Origin of the sequence: Asanoa ferruginea, from assembly GCF_003387075.1 — a bacterium.
Lineage (GTDB): Bacteria > Actinomycetota > Actinomycetes > Mycobacteriales > Micromonosporaceae > Asanoa > Asanoa ferruginea.
In genome coordinates, this window is sequence record NZ_QUMQ01000001.1 from 2,715,871 (window position 1) to 2,737,836 (window position 21,966).

Consider the following 21,966-nt stretch of genomic DNA (forward strand, 5'->3'; position numbering starts at 1 on the left):
CATCAAGATCCGTCGCAGGGTAGTCGCTTGATCGCGGACGGTGACCAGCGCTTCCGGACTGCGTGTCGGCCGGACGGGACTCCGGCGGGACCGGTCGATTCATGCGAGGACCTCGCTCCGTTCCGCGAACGCGCCTCGGGGGTGCCGGGTCATACCAGCTCCTCGCGAATCCGGATCTTGGTTGCGACCAGACGTGGGTCGCGCTGCTCGACGGCGGGCTCGCGGGTGCGGCGCCAGTCGGTGAGCGCGGTGCGGATCACCACTCGGGCCGGGCGGTCGGGGTCGACGTGCCTAAAGATGAACGACGTCGTCACGATGGCGAGCGCGATCTCCCAGGCCGGGAACAGGTCGACGCGGAACGTGAAGAGATAGTGGATGAAGACATAGAGCGGCACGAGGAGCATGAACAGCCCGTATTGCGCGTAGGGCAGGTGGACCGGAAGCGTGTATCCCGGCGGGCCCAGGTAGACCAGGCGAGCCCGGTAGATGTCGTCGTCGGTGCGCAGCCGCATCTCGTGCCCCGCGGCCTATTCGAAGATCAGCTGGATCAGGAAGTCGCCGACGAAGAACAGCGTCGCCGCGCCCGCGATGAACGCTAGGCCGACGATGGCGATGGCCGAGCTGGTCAGGACCTTGGAGACCTCACCCTTGCTCGCGCGTCCGATAAAGATCACGCCAAGGACCGCGAGCAGGATCGGCGCCACCTTGCCAGCGAAGAAGCTGACGATGTTTTGCGTGTCGATGCCCTTGGGGTCTGCCTCACCCGCTATGACGTGGGCGAGCACGCCCGACGCCTGCTGGACGAGCTCAGTGGCGATCATCGGAAAAACCTCCCCGGTGCCGAGCGGCCGGCGGAGCCGCGGCACTGTGATTGTCAGGCGTTCGGGTGACGTTTTGTCGTACGTCGTGTCCGGCAACCTGGGTGTTGTGCGCTCACCGCTAACGGTGTCTCATACTCGGGTGTTTTGTCCCGCTTTCGGCCCGTCTCCTCCGTCTTGGCGCCGGAATCATTAGCAATTGCAAAGCGTACGGCGGAGCCCTCCTTCGAACAAGCTACGAAGAATGGGCCCGGTGTGGCCCCTGTGCCCGGTGTGGCGGCCGTGGCACACGAGTTCGAAAATCGAGACGGTACGGTCTACGGGTGGCCGATCTGCTGCGGTCGCCCGACCCCGTGGTGATGGGCGTCCTCAACGTCACGCCCGACTCGTTCTCCGACGGCGGGCGCTACTTCTCCACCGACGCCGGCGGCGGTCTCGCCGCCGCTGTCGAACACGGCCTGGCCATGCACCGCGACGGCGCGCACCTGGTCGACGTCGGCGGCGAGTCGACCCGGCCGGGCGCCGATCGGGTCGACCCCGAGACCGAGGCGGCCCGGGTCCTGCCGGTCATCCGCGAGCTCGCCGCGTTCGGTGTCCCGATGAGCATCGACACCACCCGGGCCAGTGTCGCCGCGGCCGCGCTGGAAGCCGGCGCGACCGTGGTCAACGACGTCTCCGGCGGCCTCGCCGATCCCGACATGGCCAAGGTGGTGGCCGGCGCCGGCTGCCCGTGGGTGCTGATGCACTGGCGCGGCCACTCCCGCCGGATGGCCGACCTGGCCAACTACCGCGACGTGGTCTCCGAGGTCCGCGCCGAGCTGAGCCAGCGGATCGACGACGCGCTCGCCGCCGGTGTGCCCGCCGACCGGATCGTGATCGACCCCGGCCTGGGTTTCGCCAAGAATGCCGAGCACAACTGGCAGCTCACGATCCGGTTGCCGGAGTTCATCTCGCTGGGCTACCCGGTGCTGTTCGCCGCGAGCCGCAAGTCCTACCTCGGCCGGCTGCTCGCCGGGCCCGACGGCGCACCTCGGCCGGTCGACCAGCGCACCGCCGCGACCGTCGCGACCAGCGTGCTCGCGGTCGCCGCCGGTGCCTGGGGCGTGCGGGTGCACGACGTGCGGGAGACTACCGACGCGATCGCCGTGTGGCGGGCCAGTGGACGCCCGCGGCTGGCTCAACCGGGGGAGAACCACGATGGCTGACCGGATCACGCTCAAGGGGCTGCGGGCCCGCGGCCGGCACGGCGTGCTGCCGGCCGAGCGCGCCGAGGGGCAGGACTTTCTGGTCGACGTCGCCCTCGAGCTCGACCTGAGCGCGGCCGCCCGCGACGACGACCTGACCAAGACGGTCGACTACGGGGTGCTGGCCGGCAAGCTGGTCAAGGTGATCACCGGTGAGCCGGTCGACCTGATCGAGACGCTCGCCGACCGGCTGGTCGACGTCTGCCTCGACGACGAGCGGGTGCAGACCGCGACGGTCACCGTGCACAAGCCGCACGCGCCGATCCCGCACGAGTTCGCCGACGTCGCGGTGCGCCTGCGGCGCGGGAGGGCGGAGCGCTGACCCGGGCCGTCCTGTCGCTCGGCAGCAATCTTGGTGACCGGCTGGCCCACTTGACGGCCGCCATTGCCGAGCTGACGCCCGTACTCGAATCGGTGTCAAAGGTTTATGAGACCCCGCCTTGGGGCGATCCGGACCAGCCGAGCTATCTCAATGCCATCGCGCTGGTGAAAGACGAAACCGCGACCGCGCGTGACTGGCTCGACCGGGCACAGGCGATCGAAACCGAAGAAGGTCGGGTACGCGACCCCAATAGGCAATTCGGCCCGCGTACGCTCGATATCGATGTGATTGTCGTGTTCGACGCCGAGGGCCAACCGGTGCTCAGCGACGATCCGGTGCTGACGTTGCCGCATCCCCGGGCCCATCTGCGGGCGTTCGTGCTCCGGCCGTGGGCCGACCTCGATCCAGACGGTGAGCTGCCCGGTCACGGCCGGATCGACGACCTGCTGCGCGGCGAGCCGCTCGCGAGCGACGTCGCGGCGGTGCGTGCCCGACCGGATCTGCGGATACAGTCGGCGGGATGAGCCAGCAGTCTCCCCCGCGCGGCCCCGGGCCGCACCGGCCCCGGATGGGTCCGACCCAGCCGGCGACGCTGGTGCTCGCCGCGCTGGTGGCCGCCGCCCTTGCGTGGCTGCTGGTCAGCATGACCTACGCGAGCCTGCCCGACCTGCCCTGGTCGCCGACCGCCGTGCTGGCCGGCCTGGGCGTGCTGGAGGGCTATCTCGCGCTCAACACCCGGGCCCGCATACAGCGCAAGCCCGGCCACCCCGCGGTCGACCCGCTCGCGGTGGCGCGCTTCGCGGTGCTGGCCAAGGCGTCGTCGCTGGTCGGCGCGATCTTCGGCGGGTTCTTCGCCGGTTTGCTGATCTTTTTGATCTTCAAGCACACCGATGCCGCCCACCACGACCTGCCGGCCGCGATCGGTGGTGTGGTCGGCTCGATCATCCTGGTCATCGCCGCGTTGTTCCTCGAACGCGCCTGCCGCGTGCCCAAGCGCGACGACGAAGACGAGAACCACGACGACGACGCCCGGTCGACCCGGCCCTGAGCCGGCCGCCCGTCGTGCACAGGGGGTGACGTGCGGGCATAGGCGCGGTTAGGGTGCGTGCGAATGGTAGGAAGGCGCGCACCTGATGGGCTACGACGATTCGATTTACCGGCGACGCGAGGGCGACAGTCTCGACGCGGGCGGTCCGGGCGACTACCGCGACGACTATCCGTCGGGCGAGTTCGGCATTGGTGACCTGCGCAGCACGGACACCACCGACCCCGGGCGGCAGGGCGTTCCCGCGGCGGTCCTCGACGACGTCTTCGACGACCCCGCGCACGGTGAGCCGGGGCGCGACCGGTTGGCGTTCCACATCATCTGGGAGGTCGTCCTCCTGCTCGCGGTCGGTGGCGTCGGCTACCTCCTGATCCGCGAAGACTCCGGAGCGTTACGCGGAAACGCGCTCGAGCAACTGCTGGTCGCCGGTGCGGCGCTGGGTCTGCTCGCGATGGGGGCCGGCCTGACGCTGCGCGCGGGCGCGGTCAACCTCGCACTCGGCCCGGTCGCGGTCGCTTCGGCGCTGCACTTCGCCGAAAACGGCGACCGCGGCATCGTCCCCACGCTCGCCCAGGCCACGGTCGCCGCCCTCGTGCTCGGCCTGCTGGTGGGCATCGTCGTGGTGGTCTTCCACGTTCCTGGCTGGGCGGCCAGCCTCGCCGCCGCGCTCGGCGTGCTGGTCTTCATCCAGCGCCGGCCCCTGCCGGTCAACGTGCAGGGCGGCTACGACCCCACCGATCACGCGCTCTACCTCTTCGCCGGCGTCGCCATCGTGGCCGTGCTGGGTGGCCTGCTCGGCACCGTCAAGTCGGTCCGCCGCTCGGTCGGCCGGTTCCGCCCGGTCGCCGACCCGGCCCGGCGACGCGGCCCGGTCGCCGCGGCGCTCACCGGCGGCGCGATCGCCATCTCGATGCCTCTCGCGGCCGGCGCCGGCGTGCTGATCGCCGCCTCCTCCGACGGCCCGATCGCGCCCAGCAGCGGCCTCGAGTGGACCGGCCTCGCGGTCGGCGCGGCGCTGCTCGGCGGCACCAGTGCCTACGGCCGTCGCGGTGGGGTCTTCGGCACGGTCTTCGCCGTGGCGCTGCTCGTCGTCGGTCAGCGCTACATCACCGAGCGCGGCTGGGACGACATCACGCCCGCGGTGCTGGGCGCCGGGGCGGTCGCGCTCGGCCTGGTGGTGACCCGGCTCGTGGAGACGTTCGGGCGGCCCAAGTCGGCCGGGATCGACGACACCCCCTGGCAGACCACCACCACGGGCCCGCCGATGGCGCCGGCGCCGGCCCCGCGCTCACCGATCGGCGAGCGCACCGACTCGTGGTCGTCGACGTTGCCGGCACAGCCGACCGAGAGCCGGGCCGACACCTGGGACACCGAGCGGTGGAGTGGCGGAGACCGCTGACCCGACCCGGGCGTCCGGGCGGTTGGCGGGCTAGGCTCGGATCATGACCGAATCGCCGGAGTTCGCCGCGCTGGACGCCCTGTCCACCGAGGAGTTGCGCGAGCGGGCGTTCCACGTCGCGCGCAAGCACCTCGACGTGGGTTTCTACTGGGACATCGTGCAGCACCTGCCGGACGCCGAGAACGCGGCGAGCCTCGATGGCGGGTCCCACGCGTTTGGCCCGACCCTCGACGAGTGGTACGCGCTCTTCCGGGAGTTCGAGGGGCACGACTTCGGCGACGACGAGCCGCTGCTGCGGGCGAAGTTCATCGACTACCTGCTCAAGCACGACGCACCCAAGTAGGGCCCGCGCGGGCATCGGACAAATCGATGCATATAACTCGCGTAGGTTTCGGGGCCGGATTCCGCCGGGAATTACGGCGCCATGGCTCTCACCAACCGATACAAGACCGCTACCGGATCGGGCACCATCGCTGCCCTGGTCCTGGTGCTGGTCTTCGGTAGCCCCTGGTATCGCGACTGGGTCACCTCGAACTACTCCGACAAGACGGCCGGCGGTTGGTTCCTCCGCCTGCTCGCCTACCCGGCGTGGCGGTTCGACTCCAGCGACTCGCTCCGGGATGTGCTTGCCGACGACCTGCGCGCGATTCTCGTCGTGGTGCTCACGGCGCTGTTCCTCTACCTGCTGCCCGGCAGCCAACTCGCCCGGGCCCGCGGCACTCTCAGCCAGTTCTTCGCCGGCTGGGGCGCCTACATCTTCGCCGGCGCGTTCGCCGGTCTGATCACCGCGCTGGTGCACAGCAACCCGTCGCTGCTGAGCGCGTTCAACGCCGCCGGCCAGGGCGCCGCCTACGGCCTGTTCGTCGGCTGGATCATCGGCATCGCCACGTTGGGCGGCTGGCGAGGCACCCGAAGCTGACCCGCGCCGACCAGCCGAGGACCCGTCATTCCCCCGACGGGTCTTCGGCCTGTTCGGCGGGGTAGTCGATGCTCAGGATCCGGTGCCGGCTGATCAGGCCGGCCGTGCGCGCGCCGTCCTTGACCTCGGCGTAGTCGGCGTTGGTGACCAGCATCGCCGCGAGCGCGTCGTAGAGCGAGGTGCCCAGGTCGACGGCCGGCAGTTGGTCGGTCACGTCGCCGGCCGGGGTCAGCATGTCTTCGGTGACCGGCATCACGGCGAGCCGGCGGATGCCGCGGTCCTTGCCGACGAACTCGCGGACGAACGGCGACGCCGGCTCACCGAGGAGTTGCGCCGGGGTGCCGAACTGCTCGAGGTGGCCGCCCTGCGAGAGGACCACGATCCGGTCGCCCATCCGCACGGCCTCGTCGAGGTCGTGGGTGACCAGCACCACGGTCTTGCGCACTTCGGCCTGCAGCCGAAGGAACTCGCGCTGCAAACCGGAGCGGGCGATCGGGTCGACGGCGGAGAAGGGCTCATCCATCAGGAGTACGACGGGGTCGGCGGCCAGGGCGCGCGCGAAGCCGACCCGCTGGCGCTGACCGCCGGAGAGCTCGTGCGGGTAGCGCTTGCCGTAGCGGGCCGGGTCGAGGCCGACCAGGTCGAGCAACTCGTCGGCGCGGGCCCGGATGGCCTGCTTGGGCCAGCCGAGCAGGCGGGGCACGGTTCCCACATTTGTGTGGATTGTCTGGTGTGGAAAGAGCCCGACGTTCTGGATCACATACCCGATGCGTCGGCGCAGTCGCACCGCGTCAACACCGGTCACGTCTTCGCCGTCGATCAGGATCTCGCCCGCGGTCGGCTCGATCAACCGGTTGATCATGCGCAGCACCGTCGACTTGCCGCAGCCCGACGGGCCGATCAGCACGGCGAGTTCGCCGGCGTTTACGGACAGGCTCAGTTTGTCGACCGCCACCGTGCCGTCGGGGTATTGCTTGCGCACGTCCCGCAGCTCGATTGGCGCGGCCTTGCGATCGGCCGGCGCGCTCGCACCGCCCTCCGGGGTAGCGTCCACCTATGTCCCTCCGCGACCTGGCGTATCAGGATGCCGCCAATCCCTGGTTCTCCTGGGACTACATCCGGACCAATTCGAGCACCATCCTCGACGCTCTTGGCGAGCATGTCACGTTGACGGCCGAAGCCGTTGCCGTCGCAGCGGTCGTCGCCGTGCCGCTGGCCGTGGTCGCCTACTGGTTCCGCCCGCTCAGCGGGCCGATCCTGGCGCTGTCCGGTGTGCTCTACACGATCCCCTCCCTGGCCCTGCTGGCGTTCATCGCGCCGGCGGTCGGCCCGACCAGGTCGACGTCGGTGCTGATCGGGCTGGTCCTCTACGCCCTGCTGCTGATCATCCGAAACACCCTGGCCGGGCTCAACCAGGTGCCGAGCGAGGCGCAGGAGGCCGCGACCGGCATGGGCTATGGGCGGTGGAGCCGGCTGTTCCGGGTCGACCTTCCTCTCGCGCTGCCCGGCATCCTGACCGGCCTGCGGCTGGCCACCGTGTCGACCGTGGCGTTGGTCACCATCGGCGCGCTGATCGGCAAGGGCGGGTTGGGCAACCTGATCCTCGGTGGCTTCCGCAACAACTTCTTCAAGGCTGAGATCACCACTGGCACGATTCTCTGCGTGCTGCTCGCGCTGCTGCTCGATCTGATCCTGATCGGCACTGGACGGGTGCTCACGCCGTGGACCAGGAGAGCTCGATGAACGTCGTGCAGGAGGGGTGGGTCTATCTCAACGACCCGCTCAACTGGACCAACCCGGGCGGCATCCTCGACCGGCTCGGTGAGCACCTGGTCATTTCCGGTGCCGCCGTGGGCCTGGGCCTGCTGATCGCCTGGCCATTGGGCGTCTGGCTCGGCCACAGCGGTCGCGGTGGCGGCCTGGTGGTGCTGCTCTCCGACCTCACGCTGGCGATCCCGACCATCGCGTTGCTGACCATTTTGCCCCTGACCTTCCTCGGCTTCGGCAAGCCGCCGATCATCGTGGCGCTCGCGGTGTTCGCGATGCCTCCGCTGCTTGCCAACGCTTACACGGGGGTACGACAAGTCGACCCTGAGACCCGCGACGCCGCGCGCGGGATGGGGCTGTCCGGCTGGCAGGTGCTGCGCCGCGTCGAGTTGCCGCTGGCCGTGCCCTATCTGGCGGCCGGTTTCCGCACCGCGGCCGTGCAGGTGGTCGCGACGACGGCGCTGGCGTCCTACGTCAACGGTGGCGGGCTCGGCCAGATCATCGCCGAAGGGTTCGGGCTCGGCATCTCGGCCGCGGGTGGGCAGATCCTGGCCGGCGGCGTGCTGGTCGCGCTGCTCGCCCTGCTGGTCGAACTGCTGCTCGCGGTCGTCGAGCGGCTGGTCACCCCGGCGCCGCTGCGTCCGGCGCGGCGGCGTGCCGACCGCGAAGCCGTCGCCACCGGCGCCGCCTGAGCAGTTTGCGCTGCTAATTACCCCTGTCGCGGATAAAGTCCCAGTTCGGCGCTTCGGACGGTTGGGGCATGACTACGCGACAGTGACAATTCAGTGACAACATCCTCAGTTTCTTGTCGGTCCCCACTGACAACATGTTGGGTGAGAAATCGCGGACGGGAAGGTTGTCCCTCCGTCCGTCGGACACGCGGCCGGCCCAGATGGGGTCGCGCCGGGACACGGAAGGCGGGCATTATGCGCGCAGTTTCACGGCTGGCGGTGGGGGCGACGGGAGTCCTCTTCGCAGCCGGTCTTCTCGCGGGTTGCGGTGATGCCGGCTCATCCGGCGCACAGGCGCCGGCGGCCACGGCTGGGGGCGCGGGTTGTGCCCCGGTGGCCGGCCAGCAACTCGTCGTCCTGCAAGACGATAAAAACCTGCAGAACAGCGACAACGTCGTCGCCGCGATCAACACCAAGGCGGCCAGCCCGCAGGTCGTCGCGGCCACCAACAAGGTCGCCGCGGCGCTCGACACGCCGAAGCTGATCCAGCTCAACCGGGCGGTCGACGTCGACCGCAAGACCCCGGCGGTGGCCGCGCAGGAGTTCGCGACCGCCAACAACCTGACCGCCGGCATCGAGAAGGGCACCGGCGGCAACATCATCGTCGGCGAGGCCAACTTCAGCGAGAACGAGACGCTCGGCGAGCTCTACAAGATCGTGCTGACCGCGGCCGGTTACAACGTGACCGTGCAGCAGATCGGCAACCGCGAGCTCTACGAGCCGGCGCTGGAGAAGGGCGACATCCAGGTCGTTCCGGAATACGCGGCCTCGGCGCTCGACTTCCTCAACACGAAGGTCAACGGCGCCAACGCGAAGCCGCTGTCCTCGCCTGACATCACCCAGACGATGGCCGCACTTCGCCCGCTCGGCGACAAGGTGGGCATCACCTTCGGCGAGCCGTCGTCGGCGCAAGACCAGAACGCGTTCGCCGTCACCAAGGCGTTCTCCGACAAATACGGCGTGACCACGCTGTCACAGCTCGCTGACAAGTGCTCCGGCACGGCCACCATCCTCGGCGGCCCGCCTGAGTGCCCGCAGCGTCCCAAGTGCCAGCAGGGTCTGGTCGCGACCTACAACTTCAACGCAGGCAAGTTCAGCTCGCTCGACGCGGGCGGCCCGCAGACGAAGAACGCGCTGCGCACCGGCGCGATCAGCGTCGGCCTGGTGCTGTCCTCCGACGGCGACCTCGCCACTACCTGACCGGTTCCGCGCGGCCGGCACCCTTTTCCCTAGGGTTGCCGGCCGCGCGGGTTACCGCCGGTCACGGGGCAGTAGCGGACGATGGCGCTGGGCGCATCGGGTGACCGGGCGGCCAGGGCAAGCCATTCCGCTGCTCCGGATGTCTAGGTAGGCTTCCGACCCATGCCGACGCGCGACGACGAAGAGCCGCGGGGCCGTCCGCTGCTCAAGTTGTTGTTCTGGGCGGGCATCGGGCTGGCACCGCTCGCGATGGGGTTGCTCCTCATCGCCGATGGCAATGGCCCGCTGCGGATCGCCGCCGTGCTGGCCGTGCTCTCGGTCGTCCTCATCGGACTCTCGATCGGCCTGCGCGGTGACGCCGACTCGATCCGCGGCGACCTGGAAGACCTGGTCGCCGACGAGATCGACCAGTTGCAGGGCGACGTGCGGCGCGACATCGAGACCGCGGCGCGGGCGACAAACCGGTCGCTCGGCGAGAAAGTGCAGGCTTTGCAGCAGACCGTCGACGCGATGCGGGCGCAACTCGATGCCCAGCGCGCGCGCCCACCGGTCGCTGGCGTGCCGGCGCAAGCGGGCGGCGCTCCTGGGTATGGCGCGGCAGCGGGGCGCGACGGCGCGGCCTACGGGCGAGCTGAGGGCGCCACCTACGGACGCGAGCCGGCCGAGGGCGACTACGGCCGCGATTCGGCCGGGCGTGGCGACGGGCGTGAGCCGGCTGCGGCCGGCTATGGCCGCGAGCCGGGCGGGCGCGGCGACGCGCGGGAGCCTGTCGCGGCCGGGTATGGCCGGGATTCGGCGGCGCGCGGCGATGGGCGTGATCCGGCTGCGGCGGTTTATGGGCGCGAGTCCGGCGGGCGTGAGCCGGCCGATGCCGGCTACGGCCGGGAGTCGGGCGGGCGCGGCGATGGGCGTGATCCGGCTGCGGCCGTCTACGGCCGCGATTCGGCCGGGCGTGAGCCGGCCGATGCCGGCTACGGCCGGGAATCGGGCGGGCGCGGCGACGGGCGTGATCCGGCTGCGGCTGTCTACGGGCGCGAGTCCGGCGGGCGCGAACCGGCCGACATCGGCTACAGCCGCGAGTCGGGCGGCCGCGGCGACGGCCGGGAGGCGGATGCGGCCGGCTATGGCCGGGAGCCCGCTGCGGCCGGCTTCGGCCGCGACCCGGGGCGAGGTGATGCGGCCGGCTACGGGCGGGAGTCCACCGGCGCTACCTATGGGCGTGGCTACGACAGCGGCTACGGGCGGGAGGCCGCCGACGACGAGCCCGTCGTGCAGCCGGCGCCGGCGACGTCCGCGCGCACCTACGGCGCGCCGGCCGACGGGCGCGGCGCCACCACTCCGCCGCGGGCGCCGCGGGCCAGGACCCCCGGTGGCGTAGTCCGGCACACCGAGACCGTCCAGGTCACCACCCGGCACACGGTGGTCGACGGACGCGGCGCCAGCTACGGCACCGGCGACATCTACGCCGACGACAACAGCTACGGCGCGACCGACTACCGCTCCGGCGGCACATATGGCGGCGCGACCGACTACCGGTCGGGCGGCACGTATGGCGCCGCGGCCGAGCCCGCCTATGAAAGCTACGGCGGCCGGCGCAGCCGCCCAGACGACGAGCCGGCCGGCTCCTGGACCGAACCGCGGCCATCCGGCGACCGCGAAGAGTCGTTCACCGACCGGCGGCTGCGTGAGTTGCGCGGCGACCGGCCGGCGATCGAGCGCGGCGACGACCCGGCCTACGACGACCAGTGGTCCTCGGCCCGGGCTGGCGACCGCTGGGCCTCCGTCCGCGCCGACGACCGGGGCCGTGAGCTGCGCGTCGGTGAACGCCGGGCGAGTGTGCGGGCCGACGAGACCGGCACCGAATACCGCATCGAGGATCGCTGGGCCGCGGTCCGCCGCGACGACGAGCGGGCCAGCAGCGGCCCCGACGCCTGGTATGCCGACGCCTGGTCAGGCAGCCAGGCCAACTCCGGCGGCGGCAGCACCTACGGCACCGCCGGCAGCACGTATGGCGCCGGCCGTGGCTACGCAGCCGACGACCGCGCTCTGCCCGCCGCCGAGAGCGACACCTCGTGGCGGCGCGGCAACTACGAAGACGACGACCGCGGCGGCGACGACCGCTGGCGGTAGGCCGCTATTTGTCGATGTCGCCGACGACGAAGAACATCGAGCCGAGAATCGCGATCAGGTCCGGCACGAGGCACCCGGGCAGCAGCGTGGTCAGCGCCTGCACGTTGGCGTAGGACGCGGTCCGCAGCTTCATCCGCCACGGCGTCTTCTCGCCGCGCGACACCAGGTAGTAGCCGTTGATGCCGAGCGGGTTCTCGGTCCACGCGTAGGTGTGTCCCTCGGGCGCCTTGACCACCTTCGGCAGCCGCACGTTGACCGGCCCGGTGATCTGGTCGACCCGGTCGAGGCATTCCTGCGCCAGGTCGAGCGACGCGTACGCCTGGTCGAGCAGCACCTCGAACCGCGAATGGCAGTCGCCCGCCGTGCGGGTCACCACCGGCACCGACAGCTCGCCGTAGGCCAGGTAGGGATCGTCGCGGCGCAGGTCGAGGTCGAGCCCCGAAGCCCGGCCGACCGGCCCCGACGCGCCGTATGCGGCCGCCTGCTCCGCGGTCAGCACGCCGACCCCGACGGTGCGGGCCAGGAAGATCTCGTTGCGCCGGATCAGGTTGTCGAGGTCGGGCATCCGGCGCCGGACCTCGCCGATCGCCGCCCGGGCCCGCTTGGTCCAGCCGGCCGGCACCTCTTCCTTGAGGCCGCCGACCCGGTTGAACATGTAGTGCATCCGGCCGCCGGAGACCTCCTCCATCACCGTCTGCAGCGTCTCGCGCTCGCGGAACGCGTAGAACACCGGCGTGATCGCCCCGATCTCCAGGGGATAGGAGCCGAGGAACATCAGGTGGTTGAGCACCCGGTTGAGCTCGGCCAGCGCGGTGCGCAACCACACCGCCCGCTCGGGCACCTCGATGCCCATCAGCCGTTCGACCGCGAGCACCACGCCCAACTCGTTGCTGAAGGCGGAGAGCCAGTCGTGCCGGTTGGCCAGCACGATGATCTGGCGGTAGTCGCGTACTTCGAACAGCTTCTCCGCACCCCGGTGCATGTAGCCGACGATCGGCTCGCAGGTCAGCACCCGCTCGCCGTCGAGCACGAGCCGCAGCCGGAGCACACCGTGCGTGGACGGGTGTTGCGGTCCGATGTTGAGCACCATGTCGGCGGTGTCGAGCCCGGCACCGGTGCCGACGGTCACCTCACGGAGATCCGGCATGCCGGCCATCGTCCCACGTCCAGTCGTCGATACCCACCGGCTGGAGCAACCACCAGTGATCGCCGAGCCCGCCCGGCGTCATCAACTCGGCCGCGGCGGACGCCGCCGCCAGCGCCCGCACGTAACCGGCGGGATCCGAACCCGCCAGGCTGATCGGTGGTCGCCCGCCGTCGGCACCGAGCGCTTTCAACGCCTGCCGCTGCGTCATCAGGGTGTACGCACGCCGCGCGACCGTAGACCCCGCCAGCGCGACGGCGTCGATGGCGACGTGCGCGGTCACATCCCGACTGCCATCCGGCACCGGCGCCACCTGCCGCCCGGCCTGATATCCGGCAAGCGTCCCGTCGAAAGGCCGCGCATCGAGCAGATGCCCATAGTCAACGGCAACGGCAAGCCCGCGTTCAACGGCGGCCACCGCCCCGGCCCAGGCTTCATCCCGAGCCCGCCCCACCTCACGCCGCGGTTCCCCTTGCTCTGCACCCGCGTGGGCAGCGCCTTGCTCTGCACCCGCAGGGGGAGCGCCTTGCTCTGCACCCGCAGGGGGAGCGCCTTGCTCTGCACCCGCGTGGGGAGCGCCCTTCTCGGCACCCGCGCGGGCAGCGCCGTGCCCGGCATCCGCGTGGGCAGCGCCTTGCTCTGCACCCTGACGGGGAGCACCTGTTGCCCCGCTACCGGTGCTTCCCTCAGGGGTGCAGAGCAAGGAGGGCCACCACCGGTCAAGCCAGGCCGCGTCGGCCGCTTCGATCGGTTCGCCGGGCCGCTCGGCGCCGGACACGGGGTCGACCTCGACATACCGGTCCCCGGCGACCACGTCGAGCGGCACGTTGTCGAGCCACTCCGTCGCGATCATCAGCCCGGTCACCCGGTCAGGCAGGGCCTCCTGCCAGTCGATCTCCGCAGGGAGGAACGGTGGCCGCGGCGCCACCTCGACCGCGACCGGCCGGAGCCGGTCGCGCAGCGCCGTCGGTGCCACCGCCAGCACGCCGGTGAGCAGCTCGCCGCGCCCGGCGCCGACATCGACGAAATCCAGCCGCGGCGGCTGCCCCAGCGCGGCGTCGACCCTGGTCAGCAGCCTTAGGACGGCGGCAGCCAGCACCGGTGAGGCGTTGGCACTGGTGCGGAAGTGGCCGGCCGGCCCGGCGCCCGAGACGAAGAAGCCGTTGGGGCCGTAGAGGGCGCGGGACATCGCCGCGGACCAGCGCACCCGAGAAGCCTAGACGGGGGTGAAACCGCCCGTGAAAGTCTTCACACAAGCTGTGTCCGATCTGTTTCCGGATCGCATACTTGATGTTGACCGGTACCTAACCTCACGAGGACTGGATCAATATGAGCGCATTGCCGCGCCACCCCACGACGGGGCCGCTCACCGTCGGCGTCATCGGCGCCGGCCGGGTCGGAGCCGTTCTCGGTGCCGCCCTCGCGGCCGCCGGCCATCACGTGGTCGCCGCCTCCGGGGTTTCCGCCGCCGCCAAGGGCCGGATCACCCGCCTGCTGCCCGCGGCCGCCAACCTCCCGGCCGACGAGGTCGCACACGCCGCCGACCTGCTGGTCATCGCCGTCCCCGACGACGCATTGCAGGGCGTGGTCAACGGGCTGGCCGGCACCGGCGCGCTGCGCCCGGGCCAGGTCGTGCTGCACACCTCCGGCGCACACGGGCTGGCCGTGCTCGGCCCGGCCGCCATCGCCGGCGCCCGGCCGCTCGCCCTGCACCCGGCCATGACTTTCACCGGCACGGCCGCCGACCTCGACCGGTTGCCGGGTATCTCCTACGGGATCACCGCGCCGGCCGATCTCAAGGCGTTCGCCGAAGACCTGGTGCATGATCTCGGTGGCCATCCTGAATGGGTGGCCGAAGACGACCGCGCGCTCTACCACGCGGCCCTCGCGCACGGCGCCAACCACCTGGTCACGCTGGTCAACGAGGCGATGGACCGGCTGCGCGACGCCGGCGTCGTCTACCCCGAGAAGGTGCTCGGGCCGCTGCTGCATGCCGCGCTCGACAACACGCTGCGGATGCGCGACGCCGCGCTGACCGGGCCGGTGTCCCGGGGTGACGCCGGCACCGTGGCCCGCCACCTGGAGGCGCTGGCCCGCAGCGCGCCGGACTCCGTACCCGCGTATGTCGCCCTTGCCCGGCGGGCCGCGGACCGGGCCATCGCGGCGGGCCGGTTGCGCCCGCGCGACGCCGAGGCGTTGCTAGACGTGCTGGCCAGCGACCGGCCGGAGCGGGTTTCGTGAACATCGCCGAGACCAGGGCCGAGCTGTCGGCTGCCCGGGCCGCGCTTCCCGGCCGGGTCGCGGTCGTGATGACCATGGGCGCCCTGCATGCAGGACACGAGGCGCTGCTGCGCGCGGCGCGGGCCGACGCCGACTCGGTGATCGCGACGATCTTCGTGAACCCGCTCCAGTTCGGGCCCAACGAAGACTTCGACCGCTACCCGCGCACGATGGAAGCCGACCTGGAGATGTGCCGGCGCACCGGCGTCGACCTGGTCTTCGCGCCCGGTCGCGACGAGGTCTACCCGGGCGGCGAGCCGCACGTGCGGGTCAACCCGGGGCCGCTCGGCGAGTTGCTCGAGGGCGCCAGCCGGCCCGGCTTCTTCCACGGCGTGCTGACCGTGGTGCTCAAGCTCTTCAACCTGGTGCGCCCTGACCTCGCGTTCTTCGGTGAGAAGGACTACCAGCAGCTCACCCTGATCCGCCGGATGGTGCTCGACGTCAACCTGCCGATCGAGGTGCGCGGCGTGCCGACCGTGCGGGAGGCCGACGGGCTGGCGCTGTCCAGCCGCAACCGCTATCTGACCGAGTCAGAGCGGGTCGCGGCGCTGCGGCTCTCCGGCGCGCTGCGCGCGGGTGCGGCCGCCGCCGGGCGCGGTGCCGACGCCGACCGCGCACTGGCCGCGGCACATCAGGTCTTCGCCGACGGTACGACCGATGTGAACCTCGACTACCTGGTGCTGCTCGACCCCGACCTGGGCCCGCCGCCCGGGCACGGACCAGCCCGGATGCTGGTCGCGGCGCGGGTCGGCGGCACCCGGCTGATCGACAACGCCCCGATCGATCTTGGTTGATCGCTAACCTGGCGTGACCAGGCGGTTGCGCTCCGCCGTTGTGATGTGCTCCGCTTAGGACTGCACAGGCCTGAACGCGCCCGGCGCCCGTGGGGAGGACGCGATGCGTCGATCGATGGCAGCGGTCGTGGTGTTGGTCCTGGCGAGCGCCGCGTGCGGCACGACCGACAGTGGGGGAGGCGGCGGCTCGGCCGCTGAGCCAGCACCGCCGGTCGTGGCGACCCCGTCGCCGCCGCGTTGCCACGGGCAGGCGGCTGCGCGCACGGCGGAGACGCTCGCGGGCACTGTGGACTGTGCCGCGCCGCACCAGTCGGAGACCATCCACACCGGAGAGTTCACCGATGCGGCGGCCGCGGCGGTGCCGGCCAAAGAGCTGCCGACGATCTTCAAAGAGTGCGACAAGGAAGCCGCGACCGCGTTGGGCGCCGACTGGCGCGCCGGGCGGCTGCGGCTCGACCTGGTGGTGCCGGCGGCGACGGCGTGGACGGCCGGCCAGCGGTGGTATCGCTGCGACCTCGTCGAACTCACCGGTGTGGGCCCCGACGCCAAGGTGGCCGAGCGGTCGGGCAGCCTGGAAGGTGCGCTGACGGCACCTGACGCACCGCTGCGACTGGGCTGCGCGCTGGTCAAACTCGACAAGCGCAGCAACGTCGACACGGTCGCCGACAGCCCGTGCGACGTCAAGCACGAGGGCGAGTTCACCGGCGTGTGGACTGCGCCGGGCAAGGTGCCCTACCCGGTCAAGGACCGCGACTACGTGCCGTTCTACGAGGGCTGCCTGAAGACCATCGCGGCCTACGTGAAGGTGCCCTACGAGCCGGGGTTCGCGGCCCGCACCGGCTACATCCCGGTGCTCGCAGACAAGGCCACCTGGGCGATGGGCGACCATGGCGTCCGGTGTTTCCTGTGGATCCGGTTCCGGCCGCTGACCGCCTCGGCCAAGGCCGTCGGCGCGAAGGGTTTTCCGCCCAACATCGGCCTGCCGAGTTAGCCGCAGCACAGTTTCGCGGCTCCGGGCGGACACCTGATGATCTGACGGGGTTCACTGAACGGATGGACCCCCGTGTCGCGGAGTTGCCGGAGTTGCCCCGTCGCCTCGCCGGCCCGGAGCCGGGCTGGGTCGAGTCGACCGACGTGCTGGTGATCGGTTCCGGGATCGCCGGCCTGACGGCCGCGCTGCATCTGCGCGAGGCCGGCCGGCACGTCACGGTGGTCACCAAGGAAAACATCGACGACGGTTCGACCCGCTGGGCACAGGGCGGCATCGCGGCCGTGCTCGACCCGTTCGACACCCCGGAGGCGCACGCCGCCGACACCGAGATCGCCGGCGTCGGGCTCTGCGACCCGGCGGCGGTGCGGGTGCTGGTCGAGGAGGGCCCGATCCGGGTCCGCGAGCTGATCCGCCTCGGTGCCGAGTTCGACCGCAACGAAGACGGCTCGCTGATGCTCACCCGCGAGGGCGGCCACCACGCCAACCGGATCGTGCACGCCGGCGGCGACGCCACCGGTGCCGAGGTGCAGCGGGCGCTGCACGCGGCCGTGCGGCGCGACCCGTGGATCCGGGTGGTCGACCACGCGCTCGTTCTCGACCTGCTCACCGACGTCACCGGCCGGGCCTGCGGGATCACCCTGCACGTGCTCGGCGAGGGCACCGAAGACGGGGTCGGCGCGATCATGGCCCGCGCGGTCGTGCTGGCCACCGGCGGGATGGGCCAGGTGTTCGCCTCGACAACCAACCCGGTGGTGTCGACCGGTGACGGTGTCGCGCTGGCGATCCGGGCCGGCGCCGAGGTGACCGACATCGAGTTCGTCCAGTTCCACCCGACGGCCCTGTTCCTGGGCGACACCGCGCGCGGGCAGCAGCCGCTGGTCAGCGAGGCGCTCCGCGGCGAGGGCGCGCACCTGGTCGACGCCGACGGCAAGCGGTTCATGGTCGGCCAGCACGAGCTCGCCGAGCTAGCGCCCCGCGACGTGGTCGCCAAGGGCATCCACCGGGTGCTGCTGGCCAACGGCACCGACCACGTCTTCCTCGACGCCCGGCACCTGGGCGGCGACTACCTGGCCCGGCGGTTCCCGACCATCGTCGCGTCCTGCCTGGCGGCCGGCGTCGACCCGGCCACCGAGCCGATCCCGGTCGCCCCGGCGGCGCACTACGCCAGCGGCGGCGTGCGCACCGACCTGCACGGCCGCACCTCGATAGCGGGGCTCTACGCCTGCGGCGAGGTGGCCTGCACCGGCGTGCACGGCGCCAACCGGCTGGCCAGCAACTCGTTGCTGGAGGGGCTGGTGTTCGCCAAGCGGATCGCCGACCACATCGCCGTCGATCTGCCCGAGCAATCCGAGCCGGCGCCGGCCGCGAGCGGCGAGGGCTGGGTGCTCGACCCGGGCGTCCGCCCAGCGCTGCAACGAGCGATGACCCGGGGCGCGGGCGTGCTGCGGTCCGCCGAATCGCTGGCGGCGACCGCCGGCACGATCGTCGGGCTGGGCGCCACCCGCGGCCGGCCGACGACCGCGAGCTGGGAGGCGACCAACCTGGTGACCGTCGCCGCGGCGCTCGTAGCGGCCGCCACGGCCCGCGAGGAGACCCGCGGGTGTCATTGGCGCGAAGACCACCCGGCGGCCCGCCCTGAGTGGCTGGGCCACCTCTTCCCAGCCCTCGACGGTGCCGGGACCCCGACCCTGACCTGGGAGGCGTGATGTTGCCGCAGTGGATCTCCGACGACCTTCGGGCGAAGGGGCTCGACCCCGACGTGGTCGAGCGGGTGGTGCGCACCGCCCTCGACGAAGACCTCGGCCCCGAGCACCGCGACGTGACCAGCGAGGCGACCATCCCGGCCGAGCAGACCGACACCGCCGACGTGGTGGCGCGGGCCAACGGCGTGGTCGCCGGGCTGCCGGTCGCGGCGGCGGTGTTCGCGCTCGCCGGGCCGGCGGCACCCGAGATCGTGCTGAAGGCCCGCGACGGTGACCAGGTGCAGGCCGGCGACGTGCTGGCGACGGTCACCGGGCCCACCCGCACCCTGCTCACCGCCGAGCGCACCGCCCTCAACCTGCTCAGCCGCCTCTCCGGGGTGGCGACACACACCCGACGGTGGGCCGACGCGCTGGCCGGGACGAAGGCGATGGTCCTCGACACCCGCAAGACCACCCCAGGGCTACGAGCCTTGGAGAAATACGCCGTACGCGCCGGCGGTGGCACCAACAAGCGGATGGGCCTGTTCGACGTCGCGATGATCAAGGACAACCACAAGCTGGCCGCGGGCAGCGTGGCGGAGGCCTTCCGCCGGGTCCGCGCCGCGTTCCCCGACGTGCCCGTTCAGGTGGAGGTCACCACCGTCGAGGAGGCGACCGAAGCGGTCGAGGCCGGTGCCTCGTTCCTGCTCTGCGACAACATGTCACCCGCGGTGCTGCGCGAGGTGGTCGCGGCGGTCGGCGACCGTGCCGAGTTGGAGGCGACCGGGGGGCTCACCCTGGAGGTCGCACCGGCGTACGCCGCCACCGGCGTCGACTACCTTTCCGTAGGTGCCTTGACGCATTCGTCACCTATCTTGGACATCGCACTCGATCTTCGCCCGCCGCACCTGAGTCGGAGCTGACACCACATGCTGCTGTGCATCGACATCGGTAACACCAACACGGTGCTCGCCACGTTCGACGGCGACAAGTTGGTGCACAACTGGCGGATCAAGACCGACGCCCGATCCACCGCCGACGAACTGGGTCTGATGTTTCGGGGCCTCCTGGCGGGTGACGCTGTGGAAATCACCGGCGTCGCGGCGTGCTCGACGGTGCCGGCCGCTCTTCGCTCGTTGCGCCAGATGCTCGCCCGTTACTACGGCGACCTGCCCAATGTGATTGTCGAGCCCGGTGTGAAAACCGGGGTTCAACTGGCGATCGACAACCCGAAGGAGGTCGGCTCCGACCGGGTGGTCAACACCCTGGCGGCGTACACCCTCTTCGGTGGTCCTTCGATCGTGGTTGACTTCGGCACCACCACCAACTTTGACGTGATCAGTGCGCGCGGTGAGTTCCTCGGTGGCGCGTTCGCGCCCGGCATCGAAATCTCCTTCGACGCGCTCGCCGCCCGCGCCGCCCAACTTCGCAAGGTCGAGGCGACGAAGCCGCGCTCGGTGATCGGCAAGAACACCGTCGAATGCCTTCAGTCCGGGCTCTATTTCGGGTTCGGCGGCCAGGTCGACCGGATCGTCGAGCGGATGACCGAGGAGCTCGGCTCGGTGAAGGCGGTCATCGCGACCGGCGGGCTCGCGTCGGTGGTGCTCGGCGAATGCCGCACGATCACCCACCACGAACCGATGATCACGCTGATCGGGCTCCGGATGGTCTACGAGCGCAACGTCGACGCCCGGTAGACCCAGGTGCGGTAGGGCAGCGTGAACGAATCCCGGCCGGCGAGGTCGGGATGCGTCTCGACGAGTTCGGTGAGCGCCGCCTCGAAGCGTTTCCGCTCGGCGGGGCCAGCGGTCAGGTAATAGGACCGGGTGGTCATCATTTCCACCAGTTGGGCACCCGTGAGCGACGTCTCGTGTGCGAATTCGCGGTGCCGCACCGCGTCGAACCGGGGGCCGAACGAGACCGGCCGGTCGTGTTCCTGGTCACCCGCTGAGCGGGCGATCCGATCGAGTGCCGCGACCCATCGTTCCCGGCTGTCACGCAGGTTCCAGATGGCGGCGAAATAGCCACCGGGGCGCAGCACCCGGGCCGCCTGCGCATGTGCCACCTCTGGGTCGAACCAGTGGTAGGCCTGACCCGCGACGACCGCGTCGACGCTTCCGTCGGGCAATGGAATGTCTTCCGCGCTGCCCGCCAACGCTGTTCGCTCCGGAGTGGCCGCCGCCAGTTGGGCGCGCATTTCCGGGTCTGGCTCCACTGCCGTCACGGTGTAGCCGGCGGCGATCAGCCCGCGGGTCAGGATGCCGGTGCCGGCGCCGAGGTCGACCACCCGGCGTGGTGGCGGCCCGCCGACCGCCCATTCGATCGCTTCCCGCGGATAGGAAGGGCGGAATCGGTCGTAGCGTGCGGCCACTGCGCCGAACGAGAGCGCGTTGTGCTTCTTGGCGTCCATCGGGCCTGAGGCTAGCGCACTTTATTCGTGACCCACGGCAATGTGACGGCCACCGATCCAAGCAGTGTCAATGGATCGGCGCGATTCAACGGGCCCGCGCGGTGACCCACGGTGTCGGTGCCTGCTCATCACCGCGAGCGGGCGGACGGGTGTGTTCGAGTCCGATCCACGAGATTCCGATCAGAGCGTGACGCGCCTAACAACAACTCGCGACCGGCGGGTTGCGCGAGACGGCTGATGGATCGAGGCGCGGTTCACCGCGACGGCGCGAATCAACCACGCTCTGTTGCCCAATCGGGAATCGTGGTGCCGGGTTCTGGGGTCGCGTTTTAAGGAAAGAGCAAGACTCGGCGCTGATTTCGCCGTCCTATTGACCGATCGCGCGGCGAAGGAGCTATTGTGCTCTTGTTTGTGGGAGGGACCACGCGAAAGGACGGCCCGTGGCAAAGCAGATCATTCACAAGCTGGTCGATGACATCGACGGGGGCGACGCCGACGAGACGGTGAAGTTCGCCCTCGACGGTGTTCAGTACGAGATCGACCTCTCCAAGAAGAACGCCGACAAATTGCGGAACGCAATCGCGCCCTACCTGGCGGCCGGATCCAAGGTGGGTCGGGGCGGGGTTGTCGTTGGCGGTCGTGCGGCGCGCGGTCGTGGCGGGGCTGCCGCTGACCGCGAGCAGAACAAGGCCATTCGCGCCTGGGCGAAGAAGGAAGGCAAAGACATCTCCGACCGGGGCCGGATCCCGCAGGAGATCGTCGACGAGTACCACGCGAAGGCCGGCCGCTAAGCGGACACGTCGCCGGGCGGGGGCCCCTCCCTGCTGGCCGCGGTCGCGGCTGGCTGTCCCCGCCCCGGCCGCCGACCCTTTCGCGCTTTGTCCTGGTTTGCGCCCTGATCCCCGCCGTTACCCGGTCCCGTTGCTTCTGATCACCGAAATCGCAGGCCCCGCCGTGTTCGCTCTGCGCGTACACGTTCCCACCCGGGAACAGCCAATAAGCGTGCAGAGTTGGCAGATACGTCGCGGACAGGGGCCAGTCCGGCGCGCACGGCCGTAGCTGACCGCGCCCGCGGCGATAGAGTGAGGGT

General features: G+C 70.9%; 24 protein-coding genes. 18 read left to right on the forward strand and 6 right to left on the reverse strand.

Going from position 1 to position 21,966, the window contains the following annotated elements:
* Positions 1-149: 149 nt before the first annotated feature.
* On the reverse strand, positions 150-512 hold the full coding sequence (locus tag DFJ67_RS12880) for a hypothetical protein (protein ID WP_116068092.1): 363 nt from the start codon (positions 510-512) through the stop codon (positions 150-152).
* 15 nt (positions 513-527) lie between these two features.
* Positions 528-821, reverse strand: coding sequence for a hypothetical protein (locus tag DFJ67_RS12885; protein ID WP_116076126.1), 294 nt, complete (start codon positions 819-821; stop codon positions 528-530).
* Positions 822-1,177: 356 nt separating this feature from the next.
* Here DFJ67_RS12885 and folP point away from each other — a divergent pair, with 356 nt between their 5' ends.
* The 7 genes from folP (at position 1,178) to DFJ67_RS12920 (ending at position 5,747) form a co-directional block, all read left to right on the forward strand.
* Positions 1,178-2,023 (forward strand): dihydropteroate synthase, encoded by an 846-nt coding sequence (folP, locus tag DFJ67_RS12890; RefSeq protein ID WP_409362930.1) that lies wholly within the window; start codon positions 1,178-1,180, stop codon positions 2,021-2,023.
* Complete coding sequence (folB, locus tag DFJ67_RS12895) at positions 2,016-2,384, forward strand: dihydroneopterin aldolase (RefSeq protein ID WP_116068094.1); 369 nt, start codon at positions 2,016-2,018, stop codon at positions 2,382-2,384. The genes folP and folB overlap by 8 nt, the downstream gene beginning before the upstream one ends.
* Positions 2,381-2,908: a 2-amino-4-hydroxy-6-hydroxymethyldihydropteridine diphosphokinase gene (gene folK, locus DFJ67_RS12900; RefSeq protein ID WP_116068095.1), complete on the forward strand. Its 528-nt coding sequence runs from the start codon at positions 2,381-2,383 to the stop codon at positions 2,906-2,908. The genes folB and folK overlap by 4 nt, the downstream gene beginning before the upstream one ends.
* Entirely contained in the window at positions 2,905-3,432 is a 528-nt protein-coding gene (locus tag DFJ67_RS12905) for a DUF3180 domain-containing protein (RefSeq protein WP_203783630.1), read from the forward strand. Before folK ends, DFJ67_RS12905 begins: the two co-directional genes overlap by 4 nt.
* 85 nt (positions 3,433-3,517) lie before the next feature.
* The gene (locus DFJ67_RS12910) at positions 3,518-4,828 is read left to right on the forward strand and encodes an ABC transporter permease (protein ID WP_239097225.1); all 1,311 of its coding nucleotides are present in this window, start codon (positions 3,518-3,520) and stop codon (positions 4,826-4,828) included.
* Positions 4,829-4,871: 43 nt separating this feature from the next.
* A complete protein-coding gene (locus DFJ67_RS12915) occupies positions 4,872-5,171 on the forward strand; it encodes a hypothetical protein (protein WP_116068097.1) in 300 nt (99 codons plus the stop codon).
* A gap of 81 nt (positions 5,172-5,252) precedes the next feature.
* Positions 5,253-5,747 carry a hypothetical protein gene (locus DFJ67_RS12920; RefSeq protein ID WP_116068098.1) on the forward strand — a complete coding sequence of 165 codons (495 nt, stop codon included), beginning with the start codon at positions 5,253-5,255 and terminating at the stop codon, positions 5,745-5,747.
* Between the two features lie 25 nt (positions 5,748-5,772).
* On the opposite strand, the gene DFJ67_RS12925 is transcribed toward DFJ67_RS12920, so the two are convergent.
* The gene (locus DFJ67_RS12925; protein WP_116068099.1) at positions 5,773-6,801 is read right to left on the reverse strand and encodes an ABC transporter ATP-binding protein; all 1,029 of its coding nucleotides are present in this window, start codon (positions 6,799-6,801) and stop codon (positions 5,773-5,775) included.
* A gap of 2 nt (positions 6,802-6,803) precedes the next feature.
* Here DFJ67_RS12925 and DFJ67_RS12930 point away from each other — a divergent pair, with 2 nt between their 5' ends.
* The 4 genes from DFJ67_RS12930 to DFJ67_RS12945 all read left to right on the forward strand — a co-directional run bounded on the left by DFJ67_RS12930 (position 6,804) and on the right by DFJ67_RS12945 (position 11,575).
* A complete protein-coding gene (locus DFJ67_RS12930) occupies positions 6,804-7,490 on the forward strand; it encodes an ABC transporter permease (protein WP_116068100.1) in 687 nt (228 codons plus the stop codon).
* Positions 7,487-8,206 carry an ABC transporter permease gene (locus tag DFJ67_RS12935; RefSeq protein WP_116076130.1) on the forward strand — a complete coding sequence of 240 codons (720 nt, stop codon included), beginning with the start codon at positions 7,487-7,489 and terminating at the stop codon, positions 8,204-8,206. Before DFJ67_RS12930 ends, DFJ67_RS12935 begins: the two co-directional genes overlap by 4 nt.
* Positions 8,207-8,578: 372 nt before the next feature.
* Positions 8,579-9,445 (forward strand): glycine betaine ABC transporter substrate-binding protein, encoded by an 867-nt coding sequence (locus DFJ67_RS12940; RefSeq protein WP_409362927.1) that lies wholly within the window; start codon positions 8,579-8,581, stop codon positions 9,443-9,445.
* Positions 9,446-9,607: 162 nt separating this feature from the next.
* The gene (locus DFJ67_RS12945; RefSeq protein WP_116068102.1) at positions 9,608-11,575 is read left to right on the forward strand and encodes a hypothetical protein; all 1,968 of its coding nucleotides are present in this window, start codon (positions 9,608-9,610) and stop codon (positions 11,573-11,575) included.
* A 4-nt stretch (positions 11,576-11,579) separates the two neighbouring features.
* Here the strand turns inward: DFJ67_RS12945 and DFJ67_RS12950 are convergent, their stop codons facing one another.
* Together DFJ67_RS12950 and DFJ67_RS12955 are read right to left on the reverse strand one after the other, a co-directional pair.
* Positions 11,580-12,731 carry an NADH-quinone oxidoreductase subunit D gene (locus DFJ67_RS12950; RefSeq protein ID WP_116068103.1) on the reverse strand — a complete coding sequence of 384 codons (1,152 nt, stop codon included), beginning with the start codon at positions 12,729-12,731 and terminating at the stop codon, positions 11,580-11,582.
* Positions 12,706-13,926 carry an SAM-dependent methyltransferase gene (locus tag DFJ67_RS12955; protein ID WP_409362926.1) on the reverse strand — a complete coding sequence of 407 codons (1,221 nt, stop codon included), beginning with the start codon at positions 13,924-13,926 and terminating at the stop codon, positions 12,706-12,708. Before DFJ67_RS12955 ends, DFJ67_RS12950 begins: the two co-directional genes overlap by 26 nt.
* Positions 13,927-14,048: 122 nt before the next feature.
* On the opposite strand from DFJ67_RS12955, the gene DFJ67_RS12960 reads away from it, so the two are divergent.
* The 6 genes from DFJ67_RS12960 to DFJ67_RS12985 all read left to right on the forward strand — a co-directional run bounded on the left by DFJ67_RS12960 (position 14,049) and on the right by DFJ67_RS12985 (position 20,163).
* Positions 14,049-14,960: a Rossmann-like and DUF2520 domain-containing protein gene (locus DFJ67_RS12960; RefSeq protein ID WP_116068104.1), complete on the forward strand. Its 912-nt coding sequence runs from the start codon at positions 14,049-14,051 to the stop codon at positions 14,958-14,960.
* A complete protein-coding gene (gene panC, locus DFJ67_RS12965) occupies positions 14,957-15,793 on the forward strand; it encodes a pantoate--beta-alanine ligase (RefSeq protein ID WP_116068105.1) in 837 nt (278 codons plus the stop codon). The genes DFJ67_RS12960 and panC overlap by 4 nt, the downstream gene beginning before the upstream one ends.
* Before the next feature lie 103 nt (positions 15,794-15,896).
* The gene (locus DFJ67_RS12970; protein WP_116068106.1) at positions 15,897-16,784 is read left to right on the forward strand and encodes a septum formation family protein; all 888 of its coding nucleotides are present in this window, start codon (positions 15,897-15,899) and stop codon (positions 16,782-16,784) included.
* Between the two features lie 62 nt (positions 16,785-16,846).
* Positions 16,847-18,490 (forward strand): L-aspartate oxidase, encoded by a 1,644-nt coding sequence (locus tag DFJ67_RS12975; RefSeq protein ID WP_116068107.1) that lies wholly within the window; start codon positions 16,847-16,849, stop codon positions 18,488-18,490.
* Positions 18,490-19,389 (forward strand): carboxylating nicotinate-nucleotide diphosphorylase, encoded by a 900-nt coding sequence (nadC, locus tag DFJ67_RS12980; RefSeq protein WP_116068108.1) that lies wholly within the window; start codon positions 18,490-18,492, stop codon positions 19,387-19,389. The genes DFJ67_RS12975 and nadC overlap by 1 nt, the downstream gene beginning before the upstream one ends.
* Before the next feature lie 6 nt (positions 19,390-19,395).
* Complete coding sequence (locus tag DFJ67_RS12985; protein WP_116068109.1) at positions 19,396-20,163, forward strand: type III pantothenate kinase; 768 nt, start codon at positions 19,396-19,398, stop codon at positions 20,161-20,163.
* Here DFJ67_RS12985 and DFJ67_RS12990 read toward each other — a convergent pair.
* Complete coding sequence (locus DFJ67_RS12990; protein WP_116068110.1) at positions 20,136-20,876, reverse strand: class I SAM-dependent methyltransferase; 741 nt, start codon at positions 20,874-20,876, stop codon at positions 20,136-20,138. The genes DFJ67_RS12985 and DFJ67_RS12990 overlap by 28 nt on opposite strands.
* A 440-nt stretch (positions 20,877-21,316) precedes the next feature.
* On the opposite strand from DFJ67_RS12990, the gene DFJ67_RS12995 reads away from it, so the two are divergent.
* A complete protein-coding gene (locus DFJ67_RS12995; RefSeq protein WP_089255811.1) occupies positions 21,317-21,667 on the forward strand; it encodes a histone-like nucleoid-structuring protein Lsr2 in 351 nt (116 codons plus the stop codon).
* Positions 21,668-21,966 lie beyond the last annotated feature (299 nt).

What these genes read in the sequence shown, in the direction of transcription:
- DFJ67_RS12880 (WP_116068092.1), bottom strand. Translation starts at nt 512, where the DNA reads ATGCGGCTGCGCACCGACGACGACATCTACCGGGCTCGCCTGGTCTAC.
- DFJ67_RS12885 (WP_116076126.1), bottom strand. Translation starts at nt 821, where the DNA reads ATGATCGCCACTGAGCTCGTCCAGCAGGCGTCGGGCGTGCTCGCCCAC.
- folP (WP_409362930.1), top strand. Translation starts at nt 1,178, where the DNA reads ATGGGCGTCCTCAACGTCACGCCCGACTCGTTCTCCGACGGCGGGCGC.
- folB (WP_116068094.1), top strand. Translation starts at nt 2,016, where the DNA reads ATGGCTGACCGGATCACGCTCAAGGGGCTGCGGGCCCGCGGCCGGCAC.
- DFJ67_RS12905 (WP_203783630.1), top strand. Translation starts at nt 2,905, where the DNA reads ATGAGCCAGCAGTCTCCCCCGCGCGGCCCCGGGCCGCACCGGCCCCGG.
- DFJ67_RS12910 (WP_239097225.1), top strand. Translation starts at nt 3,518, where the DNA reads ATGGGCTACGACGATTCGATTTACCGGCGACGCGAGGGCGACAGTCTC.
- DFJ67_RS12915 (WP_116068097.1), top strand. Translation starts at nt 4,872, where the DNA reads ATGACCGAATCGCCGGAGTTCGCCGCGCTGGACGCCCTGTCCACCGAG.
- DFJ67_RS12920 (WP_116068098.1), top strand. Translation starts at nt 5,253, where the DNA reads ATGGCTCTCACCAACCGATACAAGACCGCTACCGGATCGGGCACCATC.
- DFJ67_RS12930 (WP_116068100.1), top strand. Translation starts at nt 6,804, where the DNA reads ATGTCCCTCCGCGACCTGGCGTATCAGGATGCCGCCAATCCCTGGTTC.
- DFJ67_RS12935 (WP_116076130.1), top strand. Translation starts at nt 7,487, where the DNA reads ATGAACGTCGTGCAGGAGGGGTGGGTCTATCTCAACGACCCGCTCAAC.
- DFJ67_RS12945 (WP_116068102.1), top strand. Translation starts at nt 9,608, where the DNA reads ATGCCGACGCGCGACGACGAAGAGCCGCGGGGCCGTCCGCTGCTCAAG.
- DFJ67_RS12950 (WP_116068103.1), bottom strand. Translation starts at nt 12,731, where the DNA reads ATGGCCGGCATGCCGGATCTCCGTGAGGTGACCGTCGGCACCGGTGCC.
- DFJ67_RS12960 (WP_116068104.1), top strand. Translation starts at nt 14,049, where the DNA reads ATGAGCGCATTGCCGCGCCACCCCACGACGGGGCCGCTCACCGTCGGC.
- DFJ67_RS12970 (WP_116068106.1), top strand. Translation starts at nt 15,897, where the DNA reads ATGCGTCGATCGATGGCAGCGGTCGTGGTGTTGGTCCTGGCGAGCGCC.
- DFJ67_RS12975 (WP_116068107.1), top strand. Translation starts at nt 16,847, where the DNA reads ATGGACCCCCGTGTCGCGGAGTTGCCGGAGTTGCCCCGTCGCCTCGCC.
- nadC (WP_116068108.1), top strand. Translation starts at nt 18,490, where the DNA reads ATGTTGCCGCAGTGGATCTCCGACGACCTTCGGGCGAAGGGGCTCGAC.
- DFJ67_RS12985 (WP_116068109.1), top strand. Translation starts at nt 19,396, where the DNA reads ATGCTGCTGTGCATCGACATCGGTAACACCAACACGGTGCTCGCCACG.
- DFJ67_RS12990 (WP_116068110.1), bottom strand. Translation starts at nt 20,876, where the DNA reads ATGGACGCCAAGAAGCACAACGCGCTCTCGTTCGGCGCAGTGGCCGCA.